The organism is Acinetobacter sp. NIPH 1852 (genome assembly GCF_022549455.1).
Taxonomy (GTDB): domain Bacteria; phylum Pseudomonadota; class Gammaproteobacteria; order Pseudomonadales; family Moraxellaceae; genus Acinetobacter.
Genome location: NZ_JAKZGG010000066.1, coordinates 1 through 315, shown reverse-complemented (window position 1 = coordinate 315; position 315 = coordinate 1). Strand labels below are relative to the sequence as shown.

The following is a 315-nucleotide window of genomic DNA, read 5'->3' as shown; positions in this document are numbered from 1 at the left end:
AGTTTTGAACAATTTATTTCAGACTCAATTCTACTAATCTGTTAATGAATTAATGTAACCTCGTCAGCTACATTAAACTGTGATAAATCACAGAACTTAATAAGTTTATATCTCAACTCACTAAATTCTGTAATCTTTAGCCCTGAGTTTCTTTGCAATTACTCGAGCATAGCTCTCGTCTTGCGTTTCGGCAAAGCGTTGCTTTGCTGTTTCGAAACTCTGGTGGAGACTAGGAGAGTCGAACTCCTGACCTCCTGCGTGCAAAGCAGGCGCTCTACCAACTAAGCTAAGTCCCCAGCTTATCATTGTGAATTC

1 tRNA gene is annotated in these 315 nt (G+C 39.7%); it reads right to left on the bottom strand.

The features are described from left to right. Positions 1-220: 220 nt before the first annotated feature. A tRNA-Ala gene (locus MMO38_RS16595) sits at positions 221-296 on the bottom strand. Positions 297-315 lie beyond the last annotated feature (19 nt).